Annotated in this window: 17 protein-coding genes; 8 read left to right on the forward strand and 9 right to left on the reverse strand. The window is 74.2% G+C overall.

Going from position 1 to position 20,909, the window contains the following annotated elements:
• Positions 1-72: 72 nt before the first annotated feature.
• From BX286_RS06085 to BX286_RS06100, 4 genes are all read left to right on the forward strand, one after another.
• Positions 73-543, forward strand: a complete 471-nt coding sequence (locus tag BX286_RS06085) for a MarR family winged helix-turn-helix transcriptional regulator (protein ID WP_079424460.1) — start codon at positions 73-75, stop codon at positions 541-543.
• A 64-nt stretch (positions 544-607) separates the two neighbouring features.
• Positions 608-3,532 (forward strand): FAD-binding and (Fe-S)-binding domain-containing protein, encoded by a 2,925-nt coding sequence (locus tag BX286_RS06090; protein ID WP_079424461.1) that lies wholly within the window; start codon positions 608-610, stop codon positions 3,530-3,532.
• 161 nt (positions 3,533-3,693) lie between these two features.
• Complete coding sequence (locus BX286_RS06095; RefSeq protein ID WP_121014690.1) at positions 3,694-5,559, forward strand: ABC transporter ATP-binding protein; 1,866 nt, start codon at positions 3,694-3,696, stop codon at positions 5,557-5,559.
• On the forward strand, positions 5,556-7,337 hold the full coding sequence (locus BX286_RS06100; RefSeq protein ID WP_121014691.1) for an ABC transporter ATP-binding protein: 1,782 nt from the start codon (positions 5,556-5,558) through the stop codon (positions 7,335-7,337). Before BX286_RS06095 ends, BX286_RS06100 begins: the two co-directional genes overlap by 4 nt.
• A 105-nt stretch (positions 7,338-7,442) precedes the next feature.
• Here BX286_RS06100 and BX286_RS06105 read toward each other — a convergent pair whose 3' ends face one another.
• Positions 7,443-8,234 (reverse strand): metal-dependent hydrolase, encoded by a 792-nt coding sequence (locus tag BX286_RS06105; protein ID WP_100865261.1) that lies wholly within the window; start codon positions 8,232-8,234, stop codon positions 7,443-7,445.
• Positions 8,235-8,318: 84 nt separating this feature from the next.
• On the opposite strand from BX286_RS06105, the gene BX286_RS06110 reads away from it, so the two are divergent.
• The 3 genes from BX286_RS06110 (at position 8,319) to BX286_RS06120 (ending at position 12,372) form a co-directional block, all read left to right on the forward strand.
• Complete coding sequence (locus BX286_RS06110) at positions 8,319-10,901, forward strand: RNA helicase (RefSeq protein ID WP_121014692.1); 2,583 nt, start codon at positions 8,319-8,321, stop codon at positions 10,899-10,901.
• A 106-nt stretch (positions 10,902-11,007) separates the two neighbouring features.
• Positions 11,008-11,910 carry an acyl-CoA thioesterase II gene (locus BX286_RS06115; protein ID WP_079424470.1) on the forward strand — a complete coding sequence of 301 codons (903 nt, stop codon included), beginning with the start codon at positions 11,008-11,010 and terminating at the stop codon, positions 11,908-11,910.
• A gap of 60 nt (positions 11,911-11,970) precedes the next feature.
• Positions 11,971-12,372, forward strand: a complete 402-nt coding sequence (locus tag BX286_RS06120; protein ID WP_079424472.1) for a YchJ family protein — start codon at positions 11,971-11,973, stop codon at positions 12,370-12,372.
• Here the strand turns inward: BX286_RS06120 and BX286_RS36420 are convergent.
• The 7 genes from BX286_RS36420 to BX286_RS06155 all read right to left on the reverse strand — a co-directional run bounded on the left by BX286_RS36420 (position 12,336) and on the right by BX286_RS06155 (position 19,044).
• Positions 12,336-13,160, reverse strand: a complete 825-nt coding sequence (locus BX286_RS36420; protein WP_187344098.1) for a DUF6397 family protein — start codon at positions 13,158-13,160, stop codon at positions 12,336-12,338. The two genes, BX286_RS06120 and BX286_RS36420, sit on opposite strands and share 37 nt — an antisense overlap.
• A 113-nt stretch (positions 13,161-13,273) precedes the next feature.
• Entirely contained in the window at positions 13,274-13,672 is a 399-nt protein-coding gene (locus tag BX286_RS06130; RefSeq protein WP_045950089.1) for a roadblock/LC7 domain-containing protein, read from the reverse strand.
• Positions 13,673-13,961: 289 nt separating this feature from the next.
• Positions 13,962-14,609, reverse strand: a complete 648-nt coding sequence (locus BX286_RS06135) for an ATP/GTP-binding protein (RefSeq protein WP_398898243.1) — start codon at positions 14,607-14,609, stop codon at positions 13,962-13,964.
• Positions 14,606-14,986 carry a DUF742 domain-containing protein gene (locus BX286_RS06140; protein ID WP_079424476.1) on the reverse strand — a complete coding sequence of 127 codons (381 nt, stop codon included), beginning with the start codon at positions 14,984-14,986 and terminating at the stop codon, positions 14,606-14,608. Before BX286_RS06140 ends, BX286_RS06135 begins: the two co-directional genes overlap by 4 nt.
• Positions 14,987-15,003: 17 nt before the next feature.
• Positions 15,004-15,450 (reverse strand): roadblock/LC7 domain-containing protein, encoded by a 447-nt coding sequence (locus BX286_RS06145; protein ID WP_100865260.1) that lies wholly within the window; start codon positions 15,448-15,450, stop codon positions 15,004-15,006.
• Positions 15,450-18,101 (reverse strand): nitrate- and nitrite sensing domain-containing protein, encoded by a 2,652-nt coding sequence (locus BX286_RS06150; protein ID WP_121017586.1) that lies wholly within the window; start codon positions 18,099-18,101, stop codon positions 15,450-15,452. The genes BX286_RS06145 and BX286_RS06150 overlap by 1 nt, the downstream gene beginning before the upstream one ends.
• Positions 18,102-18,144: 43 nt before the next feature.
• Positions 18,145-19,044 carry an MHYT domain-containing protein gene (locus tag BX286_RS06155; RefSeq protein WP_121017585.1) on the reverse strand — a complete coding sequence of 300 codons (900 nt, stop codon included), beginning with the start codon at positions 19,042-19,044 and terminating at the stop codon, positions 18,145-18,147.
• Between the two features lie 171 nt (positions 19,045-19,215).
• Between BX286_RS06155 and BX286_RS06160 the strand changes: the two genes are divergently transcribed.
• Positions 19,216-19,815: a class I SAM-dependent methyltransferase gene (locus BX286_RS06160; RefSeq protein WP_121014693.1), complete on the forward strand. Its 600-nt coding sequence runs from the start codon at positions 19,216-19,218 to the stop codon at positions 19,813-19,815.
• 61 nt (positions 19,816-19,876) lie between these two features.
• On the opposite strand, the gene BX286_RS06165 is transcribed toward BX286_RS06160, so the two are convergent.
• The gene (locus BX286_RS06165) at positions 19,877-20,791 is read right to left on the reverse strand and encodes an oxygenase MpaB family protein (RefSeq protein WP_079424482.1); all 915 of its coding nucleotides are present in this window, start codon (positions 20,789-20,791) and stop codon (positions 19,877-19,879) included.
• Positions 20,792-20,909: the final 118 nt, after the last annotated feature.

Below are 20,909 nucleotides of genomic sequence, written 5' to 3' on the forward strand. Positions count from 1 at the left end.
GGGGACTCCACTGAGCCTAGCTCATTGTTACCTATGCTCACAATGAATCCGGTCCTGCTAGTGTTTCCCAGTATGAGCACCGGTTCCGAGACCGACACCCGCGATTCGACCGACGGCGTCCTCGCCGAGCAGCTGCTGCGCCTCACGCGCCGGCTCCACCGGATCCAGAAGCGGTACATGGAGCCGCTCGGGATCACCCCGGCCCAGGGCCGGCTGCTGCGGATCGTGGCGCACTACGCGGACGGCGCACCGCCCCGAATGGCCGATCTGGCCACGCGCCTTGAGGTGGTGCCCCGTGCCGTGACGACCCTGGTCGACGCTCTGGAGGCGGCCGGCTGCGTGCGCCGCGCGCCCGACCCCGCGAACCGGCGCGTGATCCGGATCGAGCTCACCGAAACCGGCCGCGCCACGCTGCGCCGTCTGCGCAACGCGCGGACCGACGCGGCAGAGGAGATCCTGGCTCCGTTGACCGCCGGACAGCGCGAGGTGCTCGGAGGTCTCCTCAACGCGCTCACGGACGTCCCGGCGGAGCGCCGCTGCTGAAACGGTCCCGCTGAGGGGCGCCGGGGGCGGCGGGCCGGGCGACCACACGGACAAGGGGTCGCACATGCCGCTGCTCGAACCGAAGCCGGGCGCCCTGCGCCCGGCCCGCCCCGGCGCCCCCGCACCCGACCGCGTCCCCGACCGGACGGCCGCCGGCACCCCGCGGACCCTGCGCGAGGAGCTGACGGCGCTGCTCGGCGCCGAGAAGGTGCTCTGGGAGGTCTCCGACCTCGTCCGCTACGCCACCGATGCCTCCCCGTACCGTTTCGTCCCCCAGGTCGTGGTGGTCGCCGAGGACATCGACGACATCTCCGCGGTCCTCTCCTACGCCCACGGCAGGCAGCGCGAGGTGGTCTTCCGCGCCGCCGGAACCTCCCTCAACGGCCAGGCGCAGGGCGAGGACATCCTCGTCGACGTGCGCCGCCACTGGCGGGCTGTCGAGGTCCTCGACGGAGGCCGCCGCGCCCGGATCCGGCCCGGCACCACCGTCTTCCGGGCCAATGCCGCCCTCGCCCGCCACGGCCGGGTCCTGGGCCCCGACCCGGCCAGCGCCGTCGCCTGCACCCTCGGCGGGGTCGTCGCCAACAACTCCTCCGGGATGACCGCCGGCACGACGAGGAACGCGTACCGCACGCTGTCCTCCCTCACCTTCGTCCTGCCGACCGGCACCGTGGTGGACACCGCCGACCCGCTCGCCGACGAGGAGCTGGCCCGCGCCGAGCCGGCCCTGTGCCGGGGGCTGATGGAGCTCAAGCGGGAGATCGAGGCGGACCCGGCCCTCGTGGCGCGGATCCGGGCCAAGTACGAGATCAAGAACACCACCGGCTACCGGCTCGACGCCTACCTGGACGGCACCACGCCCGTGGAGATCCTGCGCGGGCTGGCGGTCGGCTCCGAGGGCACCCTCGGCTTCATCGCCGAGGTCGTCTTCGACACCCTGCCCCTCGACCGCGAACTCACCAGCGCCCTGCTCTTCTTCCCCTCCCTCCCGGCCGCGGCCGCCGCCGTCCCGCTGTTCAACGAGGCCGGCGCCCTGGCCGTGGAGCTGATGGACGGCAACACCCTGCGCGCCTCGGTGAGCGTCGAGGGGGTGCCCGCCGACTGGGCGGAGCTGCCCAGGGACACCGCCGCCCTGCTGGTGGAGTTCCGCGCCCCCGACGCCGCCGGGCGCGCCGCGCACGAGCGCCGGGCCGCCGCCGTCCTGCCCCGGCTGGAGCTGGTGGCGCCGGTCGCCTCCGTCACCAACGCCTTCACCGCCGACCCGGCCGTCATCGCCGGTTACTGGAAGGCCCGCAAGGCCTTCGTCACCGCCGTCGGCGGAGCCCGGCCGCCGGGCACCACCCTGATCACCGAGGACTTCGCCGTACCCCCGTCACGGCTGGCCGAGGCCTGCGAGGCGCTCCTGGCGCTCCAGGCGGAGCACGGCTTCGACGCGGCCGTCGCCGGGCACGCCGCCCACGGCAACCTGCACTTCCTGCTGGCCTTCGACGCCTCCAGGCCCGGGGACGTCGACCGGTACGCGGCCTTCATGGAGGCCTTCTGCCGGCTCACCGTGGAACGGTTCGACGGCTCGCTGAAGGCCGAGCACTCCACCGGCCGCAACATGGCCCCCTTCCTGGAGCTGGAGTGGGGACCCCGGGCCACCGACCTCATGTGGCGCACCAAGCGGCTGATCGACCCGGAGGGCATCCTCGCCCCGCGGATCCTCCTCGACCGCGACCCGCGAGGACACCTGCGCGGCCTGAAGACCATCCCGCGGGTGGAGGCGGAGGCCGACCCCTGCATCGAGTGCGGGTTCTGCGAACCGGCTTGCCCCAGCGCGGACCTGACGACCAGTCCGCGCCAGCGCATCGTGCTGCGCCGCGAGATGGTGCGCCAGCCGCCCGGCTCCCCGGTCCTCGGGGCGCTGCTCGACGCCTACGGCCACGACGCCGTCGACACCTGCGCGGGCGACTCCACCTGCAAGCTCGCCTGTCCCGTCGGCATCGACACCGGCGCGTTGATGCGGGAGTTCCGCCACCGGCGGCACGGCCCGCGCGAGGAGCGCGCCGCCGCCCTGGCCGCCGAGCGGTTCCGTGCCGTCGAGGCCGCCGCCCGGCTCGCGGTGGCCGTCGCCGACCGGGCAGGCGACCGGGTGCCGGCCGCCCTCACCCGGGCCGCGCGCCGGGTGGTGCGCCCCGACCTGGTGCCGCAGTGGCTGCCGCGGCTGCCCGGGGCCGCGGCGCGGCGGCTGCCGCCGACCCGGCGGGTGGGCGCGGCCGCCGTGTACTACCCGGCCTGCGTCAACCGGATCTTCGGCGGGCCCGCGGACCGTCCCGGGCCCTCGCTGCCCGAGGCGGTGGTCGCCCTGTCGGAGCGGGCCGGGCGGCCGGTGTGGATCCCGCGCGACGTGTACGGCACCTGCTGCGCGACGATCTGGCACTCCAAGGGGTACGAGGCCGGCAACCGGCTGATGGCGAACCGGGTCACGGAGGCCGCCTGGGGATGGACCGCCGGGGGCCGGCTCCCGCTGGTGGTGGACGCTTCCTCCTGCGCCCTCGGCCTCGCCCGGGAGGTGGTCCCGTACCTCGGTGAGGACAACCGGGCCCTGCACGCGGAGCTGCGGATCGTGGACTCCGTCGTGTGGGCCGCCGAGGAGCTGCTGCCGCACCTGGAGGTCCGGCGCAAGATCGGGTCGGCGGTCCTCCACCCCACCTGCTCGATGCGCCACCTGGGGGACGAGGAGCAGCTGCGTGCGGTCGCCGGGGCCTGCGCGGAGGAGGTGGTGGTCCCGGACGACGCGGGCTGCTGTGCCTTCGCGGGCGACCGGGGGATGCTGCACCCCGAGCTCACGGCCTCGGCGACGCGGCGGGAGGCGGCGGAGGTGACGGCGCGGCCGTTCGACGCGTACCTGTCGGCGAACCGGATGTGCGAGGTGGGCATGGAACGGGCCACCGGGCACGCCTACGCCTCGGTGCTGCTCGAACTGGAGCGCGCCACCCGGCCCTGAACCGTTCCGCGCGCTCCGCTCACGCCTTCGCGCGACGCACGCCCCCGGGCCTCCGGGGCGTGCGCGGGCGGCTCCCCCCGCCCGGAAAATTCGATTGCCGGGGGGACGACCGGAAGGCGAACCTTGCGTGGTTTGCACTCACCGAGCCGTGATGGGGCGTCATGCAGATCAGCGACCTTCCGTATCCGGATCCCGGAGTACCCGACGCCCGCTCCGGTCCGCGTTTCCTGTGGTGGCTGGGGCGGGGCCAACTCGGCGGGCAGGCCCGCAGCCTGGCCTGGGGGCTGCTGCACTTCTGCGGTATCGCCGGGCTGCCGTACGCGGTCGGCCTGGGCGTCGAGGCGGCCGTCGACCGCGACGGCGGACGGCTGCTGCTGGTCGGCGGCGTGCTCCTGCTCGTCGGCGCCGCCATCGCGGCCGGGGACGCCATGCTCCACCGCACGGCCGTCACCAACTGGATCACCGCCGCCGCGCGGGTGCAGCAGCTGCTCGCCCGCAAGACGGCCGAGCTGGGCTCCGCCCTCACCCGCCGGGTCGCGGCGGGTGAGGTGGTGGCGGTGTCCACCGGGGACGTGGAGAAGATCGGCTGGTTCGTCGAGGCCGTCTCCCGCTTCCTCGCCGCGGCCTTCGCCGTCGTCGCCATCTGCGTCGGGCTGCTGTTCTACGCACCCTCCATCGGGGTGGTCGTCGCGGCCGGTGTCCCGGTGCTCGCCCTGTCCGTGCTGCCGCTGCTGCCGCGGGCCACGCGGCGTGCCGACGTCCAGCGCGAGAAGGCGGGCAAGGCCACCGAGCTGGCCTCCGACACCGTGGCGGGCCTGCGGGTGCTGCGCGGCATCGGCGGCGAGGAGCTCTTCCTCGACCGCTACCGCGACGCCTCGCAGGAGGTCCGCAGGGCGGCGGTGCGCAGCGCCCGGATGTGGGCGCTGATCGCCGCGGTCCAGGTGCTGTTGCCGGGCGCGCTGATGGTCGCCGTGGTCTGGTACGGCTCCGTGCTCGTCCTGGACGGACGGCTGGCGGTGGGTGAACTCGTCGCCGCCTTCAGCGCGGTGGCCACGATGCTGTATCCGCTGAGGCACTTCGAGGAGATCGCGATGGCGTACTCCTTCTCCCGGCCCTCCGCCGAGCGGGCGGCCCGGGTGCTGTCCCTGACGCGTACGGACGGGGCACCGCAACCCGCCGCCGCGGAGCCGGTGGAGGCGCCTGCTCCGGGCGGGGACCTGTACGACCCGGCGACGGGACTACTGGCCCCGGCCGGGCGGTTCACGGCGGTGGTGTGCGGGGACCCGGACGCGGCGGGCCGGCTCGCGGAGCGGCTGGGCGGGCACGCCGTCCAGGCCGGGGACGGCCCGGGCGCCGCGCCGCCGTCGGTGCTGCTCGGCGGGGTCGCGCTGGACGATCTCGCGCTGGACGCGGCGCGCGGGCTGGTCCTCGTGCAGGACAAGGATCCGGTGCTGCTGTCCGGGACCCTGCGCGAGCTGTTCGACGTGCCTGCGTCGGGCGCCGTCCCAGCGCCTCAGGCGCTGGCGGCGGCGCAGTGCGGGGACGTCCTGGACGCGCTGCTCCAGGCGGCTCCCGACGGGGTGGGCGACGCGATGGACGCCCGGATCACCGAGCGCGGGCGGTCCCTGTCCGGCGGGCAGCGCCAGCGGCTCGCACTGGCGCGGTCGCTGGTCACCGACCCGGAGGTGCTGGTGCTGGACGAGCCGACCTCGGCGGTGGACGCGCACACCGAGGCGCGGATCGCGGACGGGGTGGCCTCCTTGCGCACCGGGCGCACCACCGTGGTGCTGGCGTCCTCGCCCCTGCTGCTGGACCGGGCCGACCGGGTGGTGCTGGTGCACGAGGGCCGGGCCGTGGCGGCGGGCACCCACCGCGAGCTGCTGCGCGGCGAACCCCGCTACCGGGCGGTCGTCACGCGGGAGACGGACGGGGAACAGGGGCGGGCCGCGGAACAGGCGCGGGTCGCGGAACAGGGGCGGGTCGCGGAACCCGCCGGGGAGCTCACAGAGATCGAGGAGTCCGCATGATCGGCGTGGCGCCGCCCGAGTACGATCCGGCGGGCCCCGAGACGGCCGCGACCCTGCCCGTGGGCACGTCGGCGACCGTACGGGGCTATGTGCGCGAACTGCTGCGGCGGCACCGGCGGGCCTTCACGGCGCTGGTGGCGGTCAACGCGGTCGCGGTGGTCGCCTCCATGACCGGCCCGTACCTGCTGGGGCGGGTGGTGGACGGGCTTTCGGCCGGGGAGCGGGAGCTCCATCTGGGGCGCGTGGCGCTGTTGTTCGCGCTGGCGCTGGCCGTGCAGACCTGTTTCGTGCGGCTGGTCCGGCTGCGCGGGGCGATGCTCGGCGAGCAGATGCTGGCCGATCTGCGCGAGGACTTCCTGGTGCGGTCGGTGGGCCTGCCGCCGGGTGTCCTGGAGCGGGCCGGAACCGGTGACCTGCTGTCGCGGATCACCACCGACATCGACCGGCTGGCGAACGCCATGCGCGAGGCCGTGCCGCAGCTGGCCATCGGCGTGGTCTGGGCGGGGCTGCTGTACGGGGCGCTCGCGGTGACCGCGCCCCAGCTGGCGCTGGCCGCGCTGGTGGCGCTGCCGGTCCTGGTCGCCGGCTGCCGCTGGTACTTCCGGCGGGCGCCCTCGGCGTACCGGTCGGAGGCCGCCGGGTACGCGGCGGTCGCGGCGGTGCTGACGGAGACGGTCGACGCGGGGCGGACGGTGGAGGCGCACCGCCTGGGCGGGCGCCGCATCGCCCTGTCGGAGCGGCGGATCAAGGAGTGGACGGCCTGGGAGCGGTACACGCTGTTCCTGCGGACCGTGCTCTTCCCCGTCGTCAACGTCACCTATGTGACGATCCTCGGAGCGGTGCTGCTCATCGGCGGGTACTGCGTGCTGCGCGGCTGGATGTCGGTCGGCCAGCTGACCACGGGCGCGCTGCTGGCGCAGATGATGGTCGACCCGATCGGGCTGATCCTGCGCTGGTACGACGAGCTCCAGATCGCCCAGGTGTCACTGGCGCGGCTGGTGGGCGTGCGCGAGATTGAACCGGCCGCGGGTGACCGGGCGGTGGCCCCGGAAGGCCGGGACGTCCGGGCGGACGAGGTGCGGTTCGGCTACCGGGAGGGCGTGGACGTGCTGCACCGGGTGTCGATGTCCGTGCCGCCGGGCACCCGGATGGCGCTGGTCGGCCCTTCGGGCGCGGGCAAGTCCACCCTGGGCCGGCTGCTGGCGGGGATCTACGCGCCGCGGACCGGGGAGGTCACGCTCGGCGGGGCGCGGCTGTCGCGGATGCCGGCGGAGCGGGTGCGTGAACACGTGGCGCTGGTCAACCAGGAGCACCACGTCTTCACGGGGTCCCTCCGGGACAACCTGCGGCTGGCCCGGACGGGCGCGCAGGACGGCGAACTGTGGGCGGCGCTGGGCGCGGTGGACGCCGACGGGTGGGCACGCGCCCTGGAGTCGGGGCTGGACACGGAGGTGGGCTCGGGCGGCACCGCGCTGACCCCGGCGCAGGCGCAGCAGATCGCGCTGGCCCGCCTGGTGCTGGCGGACCCGCACACGCTGGTCCTGGACGAGGCGACCTCGCTGCTCGATCCCAGGGCGGCCCGGCATCTGGAGCGGTCGCTGGCGCGGGTGCTGGACGGCCGGACGGTCATCGCGATCGCCCACCGGCTGCACACCGCGCACGACGCGGACGTGATCGCGGTGGTCGAGGGCGGCCGGATCAGCGAACTCGGCTCGCACGACGAACTGGTGGCGGCCGACGGGGCCTACGCGGCCCTGTGGCGCTCCTGGCACGGCTGACCGGGGCGCCGGCGGCGCCGGGGCCGGGGCCGGGGCCGGGGCCGGGGCCGGGGCCGGGGCCGGGGCCGGGGCCGGGGCCGGGGCCGGGGCCGGGGCCGGGGCCGGCTAGATGAAGCCCAGGGCCGAGGCGCCGCCGATACCGCCCAGGAGCATGAACACCGGCATGAGGACCTTCAGCTCCACCCAGCTGCCCGCCCGGAAGCGCATCGCCTTCGGCGGGCCGACCGCGTACCAGCGCTTGCCCTTGATCGGCAGGGGCCACAGGACCGGGCAGCCGGAGACGGTCAGCGCGTCCCCGATGTCGTGGACGAGGGCGCCGAGCAGGATCGGCAGGCCGAGCCACAGGTACTCCTGCCCGGGGCCGGAGAACAGCCAGCCGGCGCCGTTGCCCGGCTGGTCGAGGACTCCGGCCAGGATCCAGGCGCTGGTCGCGCCGAGCAGCCAGACCAGGATGTCGCTGGACATCCGCGCCGCCCGCCACAGCAGGCCCTCGACGGCCAGCACCAGGTGGACGAAGAGGAGCGCCAGCACGCCCCAGCGGTCGAAGCTCACGGCCAGCGCGGAGGAGCCGGCGCCTATGAGGACCGCCCACAGCCAGGTGTGGGTCAGGGTGCGGTGACCGCCGCTGCGCCGGGCGTCGCGCGGCGAGCGGGTCGCCTTGTAGACGGCGTAGGAGATCTTGTCAACCACCTCGCACAGGCCCCGGGACAGCGGCCCGAAGGCTCGGGAGATGGTCGCCGACTTGTGGTCGAGGTCGGGGGCGAGAGCCGCGCCGGCGCAGATCAGTGCTCCGACGACCAGCACCGGCCAGGGCATCGGGTGTCCGGCGGCCGCGGTCGCGGCGCCCACCCCCAGCCAGGCCGCCGCCCCGGACAGTGAGTGCGCCGGACCCATCATGCTCGTTCCCCGCCCCGGTCCTGTCGTGGCGCGGCCCCTTCGACGTCTTCGGTCGGGCCGCCTCGACGGCCCAGGGTACCGGCGATGATCTTCTTTCCGTCCGCCGGTTCCCCCTTCCGGCGGGAAGCCAGGCAAGATGGGGGCGTGACCCTCATTGATCAGCTCCCGCCGACCGCCGACCCCGATGCCCTCTTCGAGGCTTTCTCCTCGTGGGCGGAGGACCAGGGCATCACCCTGTACCCGGCGCAGGAGGAGGCGCTGATCGAGGTCGTCTCGGGCGCGAACGTGATCCTTTCGACCCCGACCGGCTCCGGCAAGAGCCTCGTGGCGGCGGGTGCGCACTTCACCGCGCTGGCCCAGGACAAGGTCACCTTCTACACCGCCCCGATCAAGGCGCTGGTGTCGGAGAAGTTCTTCGACCTGTGCAAGCTCTTCGGCACCGAGAACGTCGGCATGCTCACCGGCGATGCCTCGGTGAACGCGGACGCCCCGGTGATCTGCTGCACCGCCGAGGTGCTGGCCTCCATCGCCCTGCGCGACGGCAAGTACGCCGACATCGGCCAGGTCGTGATGGACGAGTTCCACTTCTATGCGGAGCCGGACCGCGGCTGGGCCTGGCAGATCCCGCTGCTGGAGCTGCCGCAGGCGCAGTTCGTCCTGATGTCGGCGACGCTCGGCGACGTGAAGCGGTTCGAGGAGGACCTGACCCGGCGCACCGGCCGGCCGACCTCGGTGGTCCGCTCCGCGACCCGGCCCGTGCCGCTGTCGTACGAGTACGTGACCACGCCGATCACCGACACCATCACCGAGCTGCTGGAGACCCGGCAGGCGCCGGTCTACATCGTGCACTTCACGCAGGCCCAGGCGGTCGAGCGGGCGCAGTCGCTGATGAGCATCAACATGTGCACCCGCGAGGAGAAGGACAAGATCGCGGAGCTGATCGGCAACTTCCGTTTCACCACGAAGTTCGGCCAGAACCTCTCCCGCTACGTCCGCCACGGGATCGGCGTGCACCACGCGGGCATGCTGCCCAAGTACCGGCGGCTGGTGGAGAAGCTGGCCCAGGCCGGCCTCCTGAAGGTGATCTGCGGTACCGACACCCTCGGCGTCGGCGTCAACGTCCCCATCCGCACGGTGCTGTTCACCGCGCTCACCAAGTACGACGGCAACCGCGTGCGCACGCTGCGGGCCCGCGAGTTCCACCAGATCGCCGGTCGCGCGGGCCGCGCGGGCTTCGACACGGCCGGGTTCGTGGTCGCGCAGGCGCCGGAGCACGTCATCGAGAACGAGAAGGCCCTCGCGAAGGCCGGCGACGACCCGAAGAAGCGCCGCAAGGTGGTCCGGAAGAAGGCTCCCGAAGGCTTCGTCGCCTGGTCGGACACCACTTTCGAGAAGCTGATCGCCGCCGATCCGGAACCGCTGACCTCCCGCTTCAAGGTCACCAACATCATGCTGCTGTCGGTGATCGCCCGTCCGGGCGACGCCTTCCAGGCGATGCGCAGCCTGCTGGAGGACAACCACGAGCCGCGCAAGGCGCAGCTGCGGCACATCCGCCGGGCCATCGCGATCTACCGGTCGCTGCTGGACGGCGGTGTCGTGGAGAAGCTGGACACCCCGGACGCCGAGGGCCGCACCATCCGGCTGACCGTCGACCTCCAGCAGGACTTCGCGCTGAACCAGCCGCTGTCCACCTTCGCACTGGCCTCCTTCGACCTGCTGGACCCGGAGTCCCCGTCCTACGCGCTGGACATGGTCTCGGTGGTGGAGTCCACGCTGGACGACCCGCGCCAGATCCTCGCGGCCCAGCAGAACAAGGAGCGCGGCATCGCCGTCGGCGCGATGAAGGCGGACGGGATCGAGTACGAGGAGCGGATGGAGCGGCTCCAGGAGGTCAGCTATCCCAAGCCGCTGGAGGAGCTGCTGGTCCACGCCTACGACGTGTACAGCAAGAGCCACCCCTGGGTCCGCGACCACCCCGTCTCCCCGAAGTCGATCATCCGCGACATGTACGAGCGGGCGATGACCTTCACCGAGTTCACCTCTTTCTACGAGCTGGCCCGCACCGAGGGCATCGTGCTGCGATACCTGGCCGGCGCGTACAAGGCCCTCGACCACACCATTCCCGACGACCTGAAGTCGGAAGACCTGGAGGACCTGATCGCCTGGCTGGGCGAGCTGGTCCGGCAGGTGGACTCCAGCCTGCTCGACGAGTGGGAGCAGCTGGCGAACCCGGAGGTGGAGACGGCGGAGCAGGCCCAGGAGAAGGCCGACCAGGTCAAGCCGGTCACGGCCAACGCCCGCGCCTTCCGCGTGCTGGTCCGCAACGCGATGTTCCGCCGGGTGGAGCTGGCGGCCCTGGACCACGTCGACCATCTGGGCGAGCTGGACGCCGACTCCGGCTGGGACGCCGACGCCTGGGGCGAGGCCATGGACGGGTACTGGGACGAGTACGACGACCTGGGCACCGGCCCCGACGCGCGCGGCCCCAAGCTCCTGCAGATCGAGGAGGACCCGGCGCACGGCCTGTGGCGCGTCCGCCAGACCTTCGCCGACCCGAACGGCGACCATGGCTGGGGCATCAGCGCCGAGGTCGACCTCGCCGCGTCCGACGAGGAGGGCCGGGCCGTCATCCGGGTCACCTCGGTCGGCGAGCTCGGCTCGCTCTGACCTCCCCCGGACCCCGTCCGGGGGAACCCCCGACCCGCACGCCACCCGGCCGGGCGGCCCCGCCCGGCCCGCCGGCACCGCCGGACACGACAGTGGAGAGCCCCTGATGACGAACCCCGCCGAGAGACTGGTCGATCTGCTCGACCTGGAGCAGATCGAGGTCAACATCTTCCGGGGGGCCAGCCCCCAGGAATCCCTCCAGCGCGTGTTCGGCGGGCAGGTCGCCGGCCAGGCGCTGGTCGCGGCAGGCCGGACCACCGAGGGCGACCGCCCCGTCCACTCCCTCCACGCGTACTTCCTGCGCCCGGGGATTCCCGGGGTGCCCATCGTGTACCAGGTGGAACGGGTGCGTGACGGGCGCTCCTTCACCACGCGCCGGGTCACCGCCGTCCAGCAGGGCAAGACCATCTTCAACCTGACCGCCTCCTTCCATCACCCGGAGGAGGGCAGCATCGAGCACCAGCTGCCTCCCCGCCTCGACTTCCCGCACCCGGACGCGCTCCCGAAGGTCGCGGACGAGATCCGCGAGCACCTGGGCGCACTGCCCGAGGCCCTGGAGCGGATGGCCCGCCGCCAGCCCTTCGACATCCGGTACGTGGACCGGCTCCGCTGGACCCCGCAGGAGCTCAAGGACGCCGATCCGCGCAGCGCGGTGTGGATGCGGGCGGTCGGCCCCCTGGGCGACGACCCGCTCGTGCACACCTGCGCCCTCACCTACGCCAGTGACATGACCCTCCTCGACGCCGTGCGCATCCCCGTGGAGCCGCTGTGGGGCATGCGCGGTTTCGACATGGCCTCCCTGGACCACGCCATGTGGTTCCATCGGCCGTTCCGGGCGGACGAGTGGTTCCTGTACGACCAGGAGTCACCCATCGCACACGGCGGCCGGGGCCTGGCCCGCGGCCGGATCTACGACCTGGAGGGCAGGCTGCTGGTCTCCGTGGTCCAGGAGGGCCTCTTCCGTCCGTACCCCGCGGAGAAGGCACGGCCGGCCGTGTCCCCCCAGTAGGCCGGGGCGGCCCGGCCCTCCTCACCCCTCCCCTCCCGTACCGAAGAACTGAGCTCACCCATGACCAGCCCGGTCCTCCCCTGCCCCTGCGGGCTGCCCGCCGCCTACCCGGCTTGCTGCGGCCGCTTCCACTCGGGCGCCCGGCAGGCGCCGACCGCCGAACTGCTGATGCGCTCACGCTTCAGCGCCTTCGCTCTCGGCGACACCGCCTACCTGCTGCGGTCCTGGCACCCCTCGACCCGCCCCGCCCGGCTCGACCTCGATCCGGACCAGCGCTGGGAGCGGCTGGAAATCCTCGCGACCGAGCGCGGCGGGATCTTCGAGACCGAGGGCTCGGTGGAGTTCCGCGCCCACTACCGAGAGGGCGGCCACACGGGATCGCTGCACGAGCACAGCGCCTTCTCCCGGGAAGCCGGCGCCTGGGTCTACGTCGGCCCCCTCTCCCCCGTCGAGTTCGACTGACCCCGTGCCCCGCTCAGGGCGAACTCCAGGCTGGCACGGTACCGGCCGGCCTCTTCGGGCTGCTCCGTCAGCAGCAGGGGCCGGGCCACCGCCGCGGCCGCCGGGACCTGCGGGTGACCGTAGGGCGGGGGCGGCGCGAGCGCCGCGAGCACGATGCGCTCCGCCGGGTCGGGAACGGCGGCCAGCACCTCCTCCTCCGGGAGCACGGAGGCCAGCACGGCCGCCCGCTCCCAGGGATCGGCGGTCCGTCTCAGCAGCAGTCCCACATGCCGCTCCCGCCACCTGCGCGGGCGAAGGTCCGCTCCGGCGGCCACCAGTTCCCGGTCCTGGGGCGGTGCGGCCCCGCTCAGCAGCCCCGGCTCCCAGGCGGCGAACGCCCGCAGCTCGGCCGCCAGGTAGAGCCAGACGAGGGCCCGGTAGCGGTTGACCCGGTAGCCGACGGGGCTGAGGTGCCCGCACCGGGCGAGCCGGGTGAACCGGGTCGGCCCGGTCCCGAGCACCCGGGCCCCGTGGTCCGCGCCCGCCACCGTCTCCACCTGCGCCCGGAGCGCATCCGGATGTCCCCGCCGCGCCTTGACCCGCTCCAGCTCGGCCCTGGCGAAACGGGCGGCACCGCCCGCGGCCCGGGGACCGGGGCGCACCAGCCCGAGCTGGACGGCCCGGGCGAACTCTCCCCGCCCCAGGCCCAGTTCCACCGCGGCCCGGGCCCCGCCGAGCAGCGGCTCCGGCCGCGCGTCCTCCCGTAGAGCCGCCCCGACGGGCGCGCACTGCCTCGCTTCCACCTTCATCACGGTCCTCCCCCACGACTGGCGACCGCCCATGGCGATCACTCTGTGTGAAGACCGTAACCGAGCGCTACGACATCGCGCCGGGCCTGTGGACAACTCTCGTCATGCGCCGCTCAACCCCCGGTGATCCGGCGCTCCGCCACTCCCAGGTGCTCTCCCACCCGGTTCACCAGCAGCGTCATCTCGTACGCAACCTGCACGATGTCAGCCTCGGCGGCGCTCAGCGCGCACAGGCTGCTGCCCGAGCCCGCCGCCACCACGAAGAGGAAACCCTCGTCGTACTCGACCATCGTCTGGCGCACCTCACCCGCCCGGAAGTGCCGCCCGGACCCCTTCGCCAGGCTCTGCAGCCCCGCCGCTACCGCTGCGAGGTGTTCGGAGTCCTCCCGCGCCAGGCCCGCGCTCGCCGCCGTCACCAGCCCGTCGTTCGACAGCACCACCGCGTGGCGGACCTGCGGGACCCTGCGCGTCAGATCGTCCAGCAACCAGTCGAGCTGCTTGTCCAGTGCCATTTTCAGCCCCTCCCCGTTGACCCGGCCGACGTGGCCGCGCCCTCCCCGCGTGGTCCTGCCGCAAGCCTTCCCCACCAGGGGCTTTCCGGCAAGGAGATGGACGCATGGCACGGAAGATGACTCAAGAGGAATGGCGGGCGTCCCTCCGGCCCCCGTCCGCCGCCGGGAAGCCACCCCGGGCGGACGCGGACGGAAGCCCGCACATCGCTCCCATCCGGTCCCTTCCCGACAGCGGCCACACCGTGCCCACCACCGGCGGTGACACCGTCAAGAGCCGGATTCCGGCCCTTCACACGGAACCGGCCTGCGGGCCCACCGAGTCCAGCAGCCGGGCGGTGTGCACCCGTCCCGCGTACTCCACCAGCCGGATCAGCACTTCCTTCCCCGAATCCCGGTCCCGCGCGTCACACAGCACCACCGGCGTGCCCTGCTCCAGGTCCAGCGCCCGCGCGACCTCGTCCGCCCCGTAACGCCTGGCGTCGGTGAAGCAGTTGACGGCGACCACGAAGGGGATCCGGCGGTGCTCGAAGTAGTCCACCGCCGGGAAGCAGTCCTCCAGCCGCCGGGTGTCGGCGAGCACCACCGCCCCGAGCGCCCCCTGCGAGAGCTCGTCCCACAGGAACCAGAAGCGGTCCTGGCCCGGCGTCCCGAACAGGTACAGCGACAGCCCGGCCCGGATGGTGATCCGCCCGAAGTCCATGGCCACGGTGGTGGTCGTCTTCCGGTCCACCCCGCCGGTGTCGTCGACCAGTTCACCCGCCTCGCTGAGCAGCTCCTCCGTACGCAGCGGACGGATCTCGCTGACCGCGCCCACCAGCGTGGTCTTGCCCACCCCGAACCCGCCCGCCACCAGGATCTTCAACGCCAGCGCGGCCAGGTCCCCGTCGCCCGCGGGATCCCGCTTCTGCGCCGGTCCGTTGTCGTGCAGTCCCCTCACAGCGCCCTCAATCCCTCGATGACTTCCCGCAGAATCCGCAGTTCCGGCAACCGGGCGGGCGGCACCGGACGGCTGACCTTCACGTGCCCCGCCTCGAGCAGGTCCCCCAGCAGCACCCGCACCACGCCCACCGGAAGGTCCGCCTCGGCGGCGAGCTCCGCGACCGACTGGGTCTCGGCGCGGCAGAGCCCCAGCAGGGCCCGGTGTTCGGGCTCCAGCAGCGACTCGTCCCCCGCCCCCGCGCCCCCGGGACCGACCGCGACGAGGGCGATCAGGTCGAAGCGGACCCCGTGGGGCCCGGGTTTCGTCCGCCCTCCCGTCATGGCGTACGGGCGGACCAGGGGACCCGCCTCGCCGTCGTACCACCGGCCGTCCATGTTCCGGCCCGCCGCTCTCACCCGGCGGCCGGCGGGTGGGAGGCCGCGAACCGGGGCGGGGTGTAGAGGTGTTCGCCGACCCGCTTGACCAGGCGGGCCATCTCGTAGGCGATCAGGCCGATGTCCGCGCCGGCGGTGCTGAGCACGGCCAGACAGGAGCCGTCCCCGGCGGCCGCGACGAAGAGGAACCCCTCGTCCATCTCCACCAGGGTCTGGCGCACGCCCCCGGCGTGGAAGTGCCGGCCCGCGCCCTTGGCCAGGCTGTGGAAGCCGGAGGCGACGGCGGCCAGGTGCTCGGCGTCCGCCCGGCTCAGCGCGCTGGAGGAGCCGACCGCGAGCCCGTCGTTGGACAGGAGCACCGCGTGCCGGACCTCGCGGACCCGTCTGACCAGCTCGTCGAGCAGCCAGTCCGGCTCCCCGCTCCGGCGGACGCCTTCGGGGCCCGCCCTGTGGTGTTCGATCATCACACTTCTCCTTCGCTGCCTGAATGGGGTGATTCGTCCCGGGAGCCGCGCGCCCAGCCGGCCCGGTAGGCCGCCATCCGGTCCCGCGCCTGCTCCGGGCTCCGGCCCGGCGGCTCCTGCGCGGGCAGCGTCCCCGGCGGGGTCAGGTCGGCGGAGACCTCGCGCAGCTGCGGGACCAGGCTGGCCTGGCGCACGCGGCGCGGCAGTTCGGCCACCGGTTCCACGGAGGGCGGCGGGGCGGGTGGGGCAGGTGGCGCCGGGCGGGCGCCGGGCGCCGGGGCCGCCGCGGATACCGGGTCGGCACGCCCCTCCCCGCCGCCCGGCCCGCGCGGCCGGAGCGCCGCCACCGGGGCGGGGAACGGCTCCCCCGGCCCGGCACCGGAGCGCACGGCGGGCCCGGGGCCGGGACGCATGGCGGGCCCGGGCGGCGCAGCAGGGGCGGGTCCCCGTCCGGCGGGCCCGGGGCCGGCGGGGCGAGGTCCCGCAGCCGGCGACCCGGCCGGCTCTGGCCCGGCAACGGTCGGCCGCCTGTCACCGGCCGGCCCGGCACCCGCCGTCCCGGGGTCCGGCACCGCCTCGATGGCGCCCTGGAGCAGGGACAGCGGCAGCAGCACCACGGCGGTCGTGCCCCCGTACGGCGAGGGCCGCAGGTGCACCCGGATGCCGTGCCGGGCGGAGAGCCGGCTGACCACGAAGAGCCCGAGCCGGTCGCTGTCGAACAGGTCGAGGTCCTCGCACTGCTCGATCCGCCGGTTCGCCCCGGCAAGGGCCTCGCGGCCCATGCCGAGCCCGCGGTCCTCGACCTCCAGCACGTAACCGGCGCCGACGGGTTCGCCGCTGACCCGGACCTTGGTGTGGGGCGGGGAGAACTGGGCGGCGTTCTCGATCAGTTCGGCGAGGAGGTGCGTGAGGTCGGCGACGGATCCGCCCGCGACGGAGGTCTCGGCGAGCCCGCGCACCTCCACCCGCGGGTAGTCCTCGATCTCGGAGACGGCCGCGCGCACCACGTTCGTCAGCGGTACGGGCATCCGCCAGGCCCGGCCGGGGGCGGCGCCGGAGAGGATGATCAGGCTCTCGGCGTGGCGGCGCATCCGGGTCGTGAGGTGGTCGAGCCGGAAGAGGTCACCGAGCTCGCCCGGGTCGTCGGCCCGGCGCTCCATCGAGTCGAGCAGGCTGAGCTGTTTGTGGACCAGGACCTGGCTGCGGCGGGCCAGGTTGACGAAGACTCCGCTGACCCCGCCGGCGAGTTCGGCCCGTTCGACGGCAGCGCCGAGTGCGGCCCGGTGGACGGTGGACAGGGCCTCCCCGACCTGGGTGATCTCGTCCTCGGCGGGCGGGCCGGACGGGGCCTCGGCCTCGATGTCGATCTCGTCGGACCGGCCCGCGCGGATCCTGTCCATGGCCTGCGGGAGCTTGTGGTGGGCGATCTCCAGGGCCGAGTCGCGCAGCGAGACCAGTTCGACGACCAGGAAGCGGCCGATGCGCACGGAGATCACGAGCGTGACGGCGACGGCGGCCAGGCCCAGCAGCACGGCGGCCCCGGCCGGGCTGAGGGCGGCCTCGGTGAGCGGGTCGGCGTGCGGTGCGGTCTCGGCGTGCGCCGCCTGGCGGATCTCGCGCAGGGAGCTGCCGATGCTCGTGTACGTGCCGTCCCAGCCCGGCGGTGTGCCGCGGGACTCCTTCGCGGCGGCGGGGGCACCGGCGCCCGTGGCCGTCGGCGTCAGGGCCTTGTCCTCCGCCGCGGTGAGCTCGCTGTAGGCGGCGCTCTGGGCCACCGACTCCCACACCGCCCGCTGGCCCGGGGGCAGGTCCCCGGCGGCGGCCGCGGTCATCGCGCGGCGGGATTCGACAGCGGCCGTCAGGCGGCGCTGTGCGTCGGCGCCGCGGGCGCCCGGCAGGGCGAGCAGCGCGTCCTCCCGGGAGAGGAGTTCGCCGGCCCGGGCGAAGTCGAGCAGGACCCGGGCCTCCGCGCCGAGCTCGGGGTGCGCCCCGCCGGACAGGGCGCCTTCGACGGCCAGGGCGGCGTCGGCCACGCGGGTGTACGTCTCGTAGGCGCCGTCAGGGGTGGCACGGCGGTCGGTGACGTCCTTGCGGGCGGAGCCGAGCGCCTCCGCGTCGGCGACGAAGGCGGCGAGCCGGACCACGGTGTCGGCGCGGTAGTCACCGGTGTCGGCGACGGTGTGGCGATCGCCCAGGCGCAATCGCCGGACGGCCGCATCGGTCCGCCGGGCCTGCCCCTCGAGGGCGGAGGCCTGGTCGGAGGCGGGGTCGGCCAGGAAGCGGACGGCTGCGCGGCGTTCGGCCTGGATCTCGGTGAGGGCGGCGGCGACGGGCGTGCGTATCTCGGCGTCGACCTGCCGGACGCGGCCGAGGCGGACGATGTCCTGGGCGGCGCTGACGGTGGCAAAGCCCCAGAGTGCGAGCAGCGAGACCACCGGGACCATCAGCAGCGAGACGATCTTCGCCCGGACGGTGGCGGGCCGCCGCCGGAGCCCGGGCTTCGCCGGGCTCCCGTCGCCGGCCCCCCGGCCGGGGCTCGCGGGCGCTGCCGCCTCCTCGGCAGGGGCACCGGCATGGGCGCGGCGGCCGCGCGGCGGGGGCGCGGGCGGCCGCGGCACCGCCGGGTCCGGTCTTCTGCGGGGTGTGCGCATGGGCTCCTCGTTCCGGGGCGGTACGTCTGGGCGGGGCGCGGGGTCAGCGGGAGGGGGCGGGACGGTCCGCCGGCGGCCGTCCGGGGCGCGGTGCGTAGGCGGCGGCGGGGAGCCGGGCCGGAGCCGGACCGGAGGCCCGGCCGGACGCGGTGCCGGGGCCAGGACCGGGAGCGGCAGCGGCAGCGGCACCAGGAGCAGCGGCCCGCACCGGCAGCGCCCGCTCGTCGCCCGTCGGGGACAGGGCGACGAAAGCGGCGGTGACGAACAGGTACGAGCCGAGCCCGACCGCGAGGGGGAAGATGAACTGGAGCGCGGTGGCCCCGGGCAGCGGCTCGGCCGAGGGGGTCACACGGACGGTGACGGCCATCATCCCGGTGTAGTGCATGCTGCTGACGGCCGCGCCCATGAGGAGGGACGCGCCGGTCACCGCCAGCGGCGAGCTGATGTGCAGGGCGGCCCAGAGCGCGGCGGTCGCGGCCACGACGGCGATGGCGATCGAGATCCCGACGACCAGGGGGTCGTAGGCGACCCTGCCGTGCAGGCGCAGGGCCGCCATCCCGAGGTAGTGCATGCTCGCGACGCCGAGACCGGTGGTGAGGCCGCCGAGGACCAGGGAGCGGCCGCGGTCCCGGCCGTAGCCGACGGCGAAGAGCCCGGCGCCGACGACGAGCACGGCGACGAGGAGGCTCAGGAGGGTCAGCGGCACGTTGTAGTGGATCTCGGTGCCGGTGATGTGGAAGCCCAGCATGGCGATGAAGTGCATCGTCCAGATGCAGGTGGCGAAGGCCGAGGCCGCGGTGAGCAGCCAGTTGCGGCGCGAGGGGCCCGTCGCGGCGAGCGCGCGGACGGTGCAGCGCAGGCCGAGGGCGGCGCCGATCGAGGCCATCACGTACGACAGCGCGGGTGTCAGCCAGCCATAGGCGGCGTGGTCCAGGTGTCCCATGGCCACGGGACGCTAGTCCGGGTGAGGGGACGAACACGGGGCGCATTTCGAAAGCCGCTGGAACTGCTGGAATATGACAGACATACGTTCATCTGCGACCACGACGGACGACAGCTTGCACACGGGCCACATCGGGTGGGGAATCATGGGTGCATGAGCACTGTGAACCGGATGAGCGAGGACCGCACGCGCGTACAGGAGTTCTTCGGGGCGCGGGCGGACGCCTGGGACGAGAAGTTCCCGGAGGACGGCCCCGCCTTCGCGAGGGCCGTCGCCGAGTTCGGCGTCGGGCCCGGCGACCGGGTCCTCGACGCGGGCTGCGGGACCGGGCGGGCGCTGACCCCGCTGCGCGCGGCCGTCGGACCTGCCGGGACGGTGCTCGGCGTGGACCTCACCGAGCGGATGCTGGCCGCGGCTCGGCGGGCGGGACGGGGGGCGGACGGGACGCTGCTGCGGGCGGACGTAGCCCGGCTGCCGCTGCGCGACGGGGCCCTGGACGCGGTGTTCGCGGCCGGGCTCATCGCGCACCTGCCCGAACCGGCGGCGAACCTGCGCGAGCTCGCCCGTGTGGTCCGCCCCGGCGGCCGGCTCGCGCTGTTTCACCCGATCGGGCGAGCCGCGCTGGCCGCGCGCCACGGCCGCGAGCTGACCCCGGACGATCTGCGGGCCGAGCAGAACCTCGGCCCGCTGCTGTCCGGTTCCGGCTGGGAGATGACCTCGTACGCGGACGAGGACGCCCGCTTCCTGGCCCTGGCCGTCCGCCGCGCCTGAGCGCCCTTTCCCCGTCTTTTACGTCGGCACGCGCGGCGGGGTCCCCGCCGAAACCCGGGGGCTACGCCGGAGGCTGGGCATCCGCCCCGGCCGGGCGGCGCGGGTGGGGCACGGGGCAGCCCCCGGCCCCGGGCACAGGGAACGTGCCGAGCTCGCCCACGTCGTAGCCGTGGGGGTAGCCCTTGATCTCCGGGTTCTGGCGTGCGTAGTGCGGGGCCTTCCGGGGCGGCAGCAGCCGTACCGCCCGGCCGCGCAACCGCAGGGCGCCGTGCACCAGGCGGCTGAGCGCGGGGTGGGGGCGCTCGTACCGGAAGGCGCTCAGCAGCGGCTCGTCCAGGAGGGCGCGGCTCGCGCGGAGCACGGCGGGGGCGAGGGGCGCCGGGTACCAGGAGGCCATCAGGCCCAGGGTGGAGTCGGCGACCGCGCGGCCCCCCTCGTCCCAGCCGAAGTGGGCCTCCTCGTAGGCGTCGAGGGTGGCCTCGAACTCCTCGTAGGAGCCCGGAACGTCCTTGATGCCCAGGTGCTTGCCGAGCGTCGCGTAGTAGTGGGCGCAGGCGCGGCGCTCGTGGTGGGTCAGCGGGCGCCAGCCGTAGGCGTCGATCCAGCGCGACGGGATCACCACGAACGTGCACAGGACGTAGCGCATGTCGTCGTCGGAAATGTCGTAGCTGCGGTGCATCTGGTTGACGCGGCGGATCGCCGTGCGGGCCGTGTCGTGGTCGAAGCCGTGCTCCACGACCGCGTCGAGGAGCAGTGCGGTGTCGTCGTAGCGCTTCTGGGGGCGCTCGGTGAACTCGGCGGTCTCGGCGAGCAGGCTCCCGATGCTCGGGACCGCGTAGGTGCGGAAGAGGGCGAGCTCCAGGGCGCGGCTGAAGTCCCAGGGGAATTCGTAGGTGGCGGTGAGCCGGTAGATGGCGAGGAAGTCCTTCTCGGGGTCGAGCCGGAGGATCTCCTTCAGCCGGTCGTAACGCTGCACCGGTCTCCCTTTCTGTGGCGGGTGCCCAACTCTACGTGCAGGTAGAGGGCTTGAAAATCGCCGCCCGCCGGGTCTCGACGCGCGAGTTACCGCCTGGTTAGGGTGCGCCGACGAGACT

It is taken from the genome of Streptomyces sp. 3211.6 (assembly GCF_003634815.1).
Classification (GTDB): Bacteria; Actinomycetota; Actinomycetes; order Streptomycetales; family Streptomycetaceae; genus Streptomyces; species Streptomyces katrae_A.

What these genes read in the sequence shown, in the direction of transcription:
- BX286_RS06085 (WP_079424460.1), top strand. Translation starts at nt 73, where the DNA reads ATGAGCACCGGTTCCGAGACCGACACCCGCGATTCGACCGACGGCGTC.
- BX286_RS06090 (WP_079424461.1), top strand. Translation starts at nt 608, where the DNA reads ATGCCGCTGCTCGAACCGAAGCCGGGCGCCCTGCGCCCGGCCCGCCCC.
- BX286_RS06095 (WP_121014690.1), top strand. Translation starts at nt 3,694, where the DNA reads ATGCAGATCAGCGACCTTCCGTATCCGGATCCCGGAGTACCCGACGCC.
- BX286_RS06100 (WP_121014691.1), top strand. Translation starts at nt 5,556, where the DNA reads ATGATCGGCGTGGCGCCGCCCGAGTACGATCCGGCGGGCCCCGAGACG.
- BX286_RS06105 (WP_100865261.1), bottom strand. Translation starts at nt 8,234, where the DNA reads ATGATGGGTCCGGCGCACTCACTGTCCGGGGCGGCGGCCTGGCTGGGG.
- BX286_RS06110 (WP_121014692.1), top strand. Translation starts at nt 8,319, where the DNA reads ATGATCTTCTTTCCGTCCGCCGGTTCCCCCTTCCGGCGGGAAGCCAGG.
- BX286_RS06115 (WP_079424470.1), top strand. Translation starts at nt 11,008, where the DNA reads ATGACGAACCCCGCCGAGAGACTGGTCGATCTGCTCGACCTGGAGCAG.
- BX286_RS06120 (WP_079424472.1), top strand. Translation starts at nt 11,971, where the DNA reads ATGACCAGCCCGGTCCTCCCCTGCCCCTGCGGGCTGCCCGCCGCCTAC.
- BX286_RS36420 (WP_187344098.1), bottom strand. Translation starts at nt 13,160, where the DNA reads ATGAAGGTGGAAGCGAGGCAGTGCGCGCCCGTCGGGGCGGCTCTACGG.
- BX286_RS06130 (WP_045950089.1), bottom strand. Translation starts at nt 13,672, where the DNA reads ATGGCACTGGACAAGCAGCTCGACTGGTTGCTGGACGATCTGACGCGC.
- BX286_RS06140 (WP_079424476.1), bottom strand. Translation starts at nt 14,986, where the DNA reads ATGGACGGCCGGTGGTACGACGGCGAGGCGGGTCCCCTGGTCCGCCCG.
- BX286_RS06145 (WP_100865260.1), bottom strand. Translation starts at nt 15,450, where the DNA reads ATGATCGAACACCACAGGGCGGGCCCCGAAGGCGTCCGCCGGAGCGGG.
- BX286_RS06150 (WP_121017586.1), bottom strand. Translation starts at nt 18,101, where the DNA reads ATGCGCACACCCCGCAGAAGACCGGACCCGGCGGTGCCGCGGCCGCCC.
- BX286_RS06155 (WP_121017585.1), bottom strand. Translation starts at nt 19,044, where the DNA reads ATGGGACACCTGGACCACGCCGCCTATGGCTGGCTGACACCCGCGCTG.
- BX286_RS06160 (WP_121014693.1), top strand. Translation starts at nt 19,216, where the DNA reads ATGAGCGAGGACCGCACGCGCGTACAGGAGTTCTTCGGGGCGCGGGCG.